Origin of the sequence: Bradyrhizobium sp. (assembly GCF_049581145.1) — a bacterium.
Classification (GTDB): Bacteria; Pseudomonadota; Alphaproteobacteria; order Rhizobiales; family Xanthobacteraceae; genus Bradyrhizobium.
Window position 1 is genome coordinate 1 of the sequence record NZ_JBAURI010000966.1, and the last position, 6,029, is coordinate 6,029.

The window sequence follows — 6,029 nt, forward strand, 5'->3', positions numbered from 1 at the left end:
TCGCGAACCCCGGCATCATTCCCGGAAAGCCGTGCCAGGCGGCCTCTGGCGTCAGTTGCCAATAGGAGGGGTTGCTGGCGAGCAGATCGGTGCTGATCGACTCCCAGGCGACGTTGTGGACGCCGCCGTCGCGTGCCACGTCCGGGATCGCGACCCGATCCGGCACGAACGGCTCGAAGAACCAGCGGCGCTCGGGCCGGGTTTCCTTTTCCTCGAACTCGCGGCGCACGGCGCGGATCTTCTTGCGCAGCTCGATCCCGAGCCGGACGGTGTCGTCCCACAGCACTTCGCCGGAACGTCCCTTCATCATCTGCGCGCCGACGTCGAGCGAGGCAAACAGCGGATAGAACGGCGAGGTCGAGGCGTGCTGCATGAAGCTCTCGTTGAAGCGCCGGTGCTCGACCCGGCGCTTCTGGCCGCGGATGTGACGGTCCTTGATGTGGATCTGCGAGGCCTGCGAGAAGCTCGCGAGCTGCTTGTGGGAGGACTGGGTGGCGATGATGCCGGGCGCCTCGGCGGTCAGGCCGGAAAGGCTCATGGCAAAGCGCCCGGCATAGAGCGGGTGAAACTTCATGAAGCCGGCCCAGGCCTCGTCGAACAGGATGTAGTCGCAGAGGTGCCCGATCTGCTTCAGGATCATCTCGGCGCTGTGGATGGTGCCGTCATAGGTGCATTGCTCGACCACGGCGACGCGGAACGGACGCGGTTTGCGCCAGGCCTCCTTGTCCTTGATCAGGGGATGGTTGCGGATGGCCTCGCGCAGCGCGGTTTCATCGAGGCAATCCCAGCGCATCGGACCGATCAGGCCCCAGGCGTTGCGAGTCGCCGGCACATAGACCGGGATACCGCCTGCTATGAGGAGCGCGCCGTGATGGGCGGCCTTGTGGTTGTTGCGATCGAACAGCACGAGGTCGCCATCGGTGACGAGCGCGCCGAGCGCCACCTTGTTCGAGGTCGATGTGCCGTTGAGCACGAAATAGGTCTTTTCGGCGCCGAAGATCTGCGCCGCTTCCTGTTGCGCCTTCAGCGCCGGGCCCTCATGGGTCAGGAGATCGCCGAGATCGAGCACGGAATTGTCGAGGTCGTCGCGAAACACGGCTTCGCCCAGATGCTCGACGAATACCCGGCCGATCGGGCTGCGGCTGTAGAACATGCCGCCATTGTGGCCCGGGCAGGTCCAGAGCTGATTGCCTTCCTCGGCGTAGTCGACCAGCGCGCCGAAGAACGGGGTTTTGAGCGTCTCGGCATATTGCTTGAGGCGGCTGATCAGGTTCTTGGAGATGAAGGCCGGGGTTTCCTCGGAAAGGAAGACGTAGCCGTCGATGAAGTCGAGCACTTCGACCGGCAGGTCCTCGAACCGCTTGCGGCGAATCAACAGGATGATCGGGAAGTCGAGGCCGCGGCGGCGCATCAGGTTGATCAGGGCCGCGGTCTTGCCTTCCAGGCCCTTCTTGCCCCAGTCCACCACCATGCAGCCGATCGCGGCATCGGTCTGCACCGCGATTTCGGCGTCCTCGAGCTTGCGGGCCCGCACCACCTCGAAGCCGGAGCGCTCGATTTCGCTGATGATCTGGTTGAAGCGGACCCCTTCGAGGTCGTCCACGTCAAAGACGGGCGCGGCGAACAGGAAGGTGAAGCGTCGAAAATAGTCCATGTGGCGTCCCCAAATGCATGCGCGGCAAGCTGTTGGCGCATTTGGTGACAGTTCGATGACGGCCGCCGCCGGCGCGATAGAGGCTGGGGATGGGGCTCTCGGGCCAGGGACAGCAGATCTCGCAGCACGCTTCCACGAGGCGCGCGGACGGGTGGCGATTGCCCCGGCAAAGAGGCCGGACTGGCGAATTTTCGTTGCCAGCCCGGATCTCTTCAAGCGCGGTGGTCACCGCTCCGGCCAGTCGATCAATAAACCGGCGCGGGCAGGCAGGGGACGTCGTGATCCCAGGGCTGCGTGGCGAAGGCGCCGACGCGCGGAGCCGGGTAGCAGAGGCGGCCGTCAACATAGCGTGCGCCAGGCACGGCGCCGGCATAGGGGTCCGCCGACAGATGCCGCCAGGTGACGCGGCCTTCGCGAGCCATGGCGGCGGGGGCGGCAAGCAGGCCCGCGGCGATCAGTCCCGCCGACAGAAGTTTGAGCTTGGTCATTCGATGTCTCCATGGAGTGAGAAGCCACAGACGGTTGGCTTCCCACCGGAGATGCGAGGCGACATCGGCCGTTTAAAGGGGGCATCTCCTCACGTTAATTCAACGCCGTGCGAGCGACGGCGTCTGGTGCGATCACGAATTCCGGCGTGACTGAACCGCAACTCGCGAGTTGGGATGACAAAAATGCTTGGCTATTGCTCGCTGGCGGTCCTGCGATCCAGATCGGACGTGCCTTGCCGATCGTGGATTCCAAATCCCGGAATGCGGCGGATGACGGCCTTGACCTGATCCGCTGTGATCAGGCGCGAGCATTCGAATTGACGCGGCGTGTTCTTGTGGCGCGGGCAATAGAGAAAGTCGTAATGATCGAACTTGATCTGAGGATCATTCCAGCAGCTGTTGCAGGCGCTGAAGTTGATCACCCGGTAGGGCGTCTGGAACTCGTTGATGGGATGCGTGAAGCCCGATATCATCACGACAGGAATATCGGCGGCCCACGCCAGCCATGATAAGCCGCTCGACAGGCCGACAAAGAACGCCGCATGTCTGAGGTATCTTATTCGTTCGGCGAGCGGCTTGTCGCCGGTCTCGTCTTCGGCGCTTTCCGGAATGTGATTCCAGACCTCGCCGTGACCATGAACCGCCTTCTGGTCGATGCAGACCACCCGATAACCGGCATCTTTCAGGAAAGCGACGATCGCGCGCCAGCCCTCCGGATTGTTCCAGTATTTGCTCTGGGTCGTGCTCTGGACCGAAATGCAGACATAGGGCTCGGCAATCGGGCGCGTATCATTTTCGATGAATAGTCGCGGCTTCGTTTCGGTCGGATCGACGCCGAGGATATAGCCGGCGGTGCGATGCAGCCCGACCTGGCGAAAGTCGCGCGGCTGGCAGATCGCCTGCCTGTCGTCGAAGAAAAGCCCGATGCTGTAAGTGGCGTAATAACGTTGGGTATCGACTTCTTGATGCGCCAGAAACGTGATATCGGGATAGGCCTCGCGAAAAATTTCGATGAGGCTCTGGGCCATGGCGCAGGTCAGCGTGCAGCCATGTTGTTCCCTGAACTTCACCGCATAGGGCAGCCATCCGATCGGATCGCCCAGCGTGCCGACCGGAATTTGTACCAGCACCTCTTGGTCCTTGGCTGAATAATCATGCACGAAGACACTTTCGCCCGGCTGGAACACCTCAATGCGATAGCGCGCATAGTAGCGCTTGGCGCTCCTGATTCCTCCTGCGCGCAGTTCGGCCTCGAACTGGACGATGCCGCTATCCAGATCGGTTAATCTGACTTTCCAGGGGCGGCCGTTTTCAGGAACCGTCACCCTGAAACCGTCATTGAAATCAAACCGAATGCCCCTTGGGCCCTCCTGGGTGGGGCGTGGAGCGGGAGCGGGATATTTGAGCTTCACAGGCGGCGCGGCCGCCGATCCGGGGGCCGCATCTGTCGCCGGCCGTGTCGCCTGTGCCGCTTCAACCACGGTGTCGGCCACGCTCGTGCACCGATCCGGCAAGTCTGCATTCGGCATGCTTGCCCGGGGATACCGCAACACTCATGGTCGTGGTTACGCCCCCGCCAACATGGCGCGGATGTCGAGCCCGAGAGCCTGCGCCAGCGGCTCCAGATGCTCCGCGTAGCGGCGCCAGGCGCCGATCGAGCGCCGGTAGACCGGCTCGCGCACCTGCATCAGGCTGGCCGTTCGCACTGCGCGCTTCGTTTCATGGAAATCGCGGCAGGCATCTTCCCAACCGAGCTCGCAATGGTCGAGTGCACGCCGGGCGGTTCCCTCCAGGTCATCGACGAGGTCTTCGTAATTGACGTCGATCAGGACACCCGGCGGCAGCACTTCGTGCCAGTGCTCCATGACCGTCTCGTAGCCGCGATGGTAGCGGCCGAGTTCGGCCAGATCGTAGGCAAAGGGCTGGCTTCCGGAAAAAAGCAGCGAGAAACACGAGACACAGGTATCGAGGGGATCACGGCGCATATTAATGAAGCGGGCGTTCGGCAGCGCCAGGTGGATCAAACCGACAAAGCAGAAGTTGAGCGGCATCTTGTCGACGATCCGCTCGGCCTCAGGCGCGCGTGCCCGCACCTTGGCGGTGTATGCCCCGCCGATCTCGCGAATATGATCCGGCGACAGGGCCTCGGCCAGCAACGGATAGGCCGGCACAATGCCGCGGGTTTCGACGCACTCCTTGATCGTCTCCTTGAACGCCTCCAGTTCTCCGGCGCCGAACACCTTCGAATGACTCGCCAGCACCTGTTCCATCAGAGTCGTTCCGGAGCGGGGCATTCCGACGATGAAGATCGGAGACCACGACGTGTCACCGCCGCCCGATCGGGCCTTCATGTAGTCCGGCGTGAAAATTGTCCTGATATTCTTGAACATCGCCAGCCGCTGTGGCTCGTCATAGTCGACGGTGCTGCGCTTCAAGGCATTGGCTTTCAGCAAATGCCGGAATGCATCCTGGGGTTGGCCAAGATCGGCAAGGGCCTTGCCCATCGCGAAATGGGCGGCAATCTGATTGTCGACGTCAAGTGTCTCAACTTCACTGAGCAGTCTTTCAAGGCCCGGCAGGCGGCGATCGCCAGGCTTGAACCGCCCCATATTTGCAAGATTGAGGTGAACGGACGCGTCTCTGGGCATCAGTTCGAGCGCCCGCTCATAGGCGCGTGTGGCCTCCTCGGACCGTCCCAAGGCTTGATATGCCACGCCCTGATTATTGTGCGAGCCGAATCTCGACGGCTTCAACTCCAGGGCGCGTCGATTCTGCTCGATCGATTCTTCGAGACGATCGAGCACCAGATAGGCATTGCCCAGATTGCCATAGGCATCGGCATAGGAGGGGTTGATCTCCAGCGCGGTCTTGTAGTGCGTGACCGCACGTTCCATCTCGCCCAGCTTCTGGTATACATTGGCCAGATTATTGTGCGTTTCCGCGTGGCGCGGACTGAACTGCAGGATCTTGACATAGCAAGCGACCGCCTCGGCGTTTTGTCCGCCGGCGTAGAGCAGATTTCCGAGCGCGAAATGGGCGTCGAGATGATCGGGCCGTCCCGCAACGGCGCGCCTCAGATGTCCGATGGCCTCTGCATTTTTTCCCAGAGACTCCAGAAGCATCGCGTAAGCATAATGAATCCCGGGATGATCGGGGGAGAGCGCAAGTGATCTCTGGTAGCAGGTTGTCGCGGCGTCACGGTCCCCGGCGCTGGCGTGGACGGCGCCGAGGCTGCCATGGGTCTCGGCAGACTCGTTGTTGATGGCGAGCGCCTTCGTGAGGTAGCGTTTCGCATCGTCGAGCCGGTTGGTGACGGCGCAGATCGAACCCTGCCCCAGCAGCGAGCCGAAGTGATCCGGACGCAGCGTGAGCACGATGCCAAACAGCGCTTCCGCGTTGCCCAGGTCTCCCTGCTGCTGCAGTTTCTTGGCCACCTGGGACGCGAGTTCGGTCCAGCTTTCCTGCGTGGCGCTGTCGGCCTTGCTGCTTCTCGGAACGGGCGGGGCGTTGTCGACCCTCGCGCGTTGCTTCGACTGCCGTTTCTCGCGGCCTGAGGGCGCGCCCCGCGTCGGCGTGGCGACCGAACTCTCGATCCCCAGCGCGTCCGTGAGCGGCTTGAGCTTCGCGCCATAGAACCGCGATCGCCCGACCGAACTGGTGTAGATCGACTTCCTGACCTGGACGAGACTTGCCGTGTTGACGGGACGCTTGGTCTCGTGAAACGAAAGACAACGGTTGTCCCAATCAATGCCGCAATGCGCCACCAGACGCCGTGCCTGTCCTTCCAGATCTCCGACGAGGTCTTCGTATCGGACTTCAAGCATGCGCCCCGGCGGCAACACTGACCGCCAGTGCTCCATCACTGATGCGTAGGCGTGGTAGTAGCG

General features: G+C 62.3%; 4 protein-coding genes. All 4 read right to left on the reverse strand.

Annotated elements, in window-relative coordinates:
* On the reverse strand, positions 1 to 1,654 hold a 1,654-nt coding region (locus WCB02_RS31495), incomplete at its 3' end, for an Orn/Lys/Arg decarboxylase N-terminal domain-containing protein (RefSeq protein WP_423964302.1).
* A 245-nt stretch (positions 1,655 to 1,899) separates the two neighbouring features.
* Positions 1,900 to 2,142, reverse strand: a complete 243-nt coding sequence (locus WCB02_RS31500) for a hypothetical protein (RefSeq protein ID WP_423964305.1) — start codon at positions 2,140 to 2,142, stop codon at positions 1,900 to 1,902.
* A 191-nt stretch (positions 2,143 to 2,333) separates the two neighbouring features.
* Positions 2,334 to 3,671 carry an autotransporter strand-loop-strand O-heptosyltransferase gene (locus WCB02_RS31505; RefSeq protein WP_423964308.1) on the reverse strand — a complete coding sequence of 446 codons (1,338 nt, stop codon included), beginning with the start codon at positions 3,669 to 3,671 and terminating at the stop codon, positions 2,334 to 2,336.
* A 36-nt stretch (positions 3,672 to 3,707) separates the two neighbouring features.
* The coding region (locus WCB02_RS31510; RefSeq protein WP_423964310.1) for a sulfotransferase at positions 3,708 to 6,029 on the reverse strand (2,322 nt) is incomplete at its 5' end.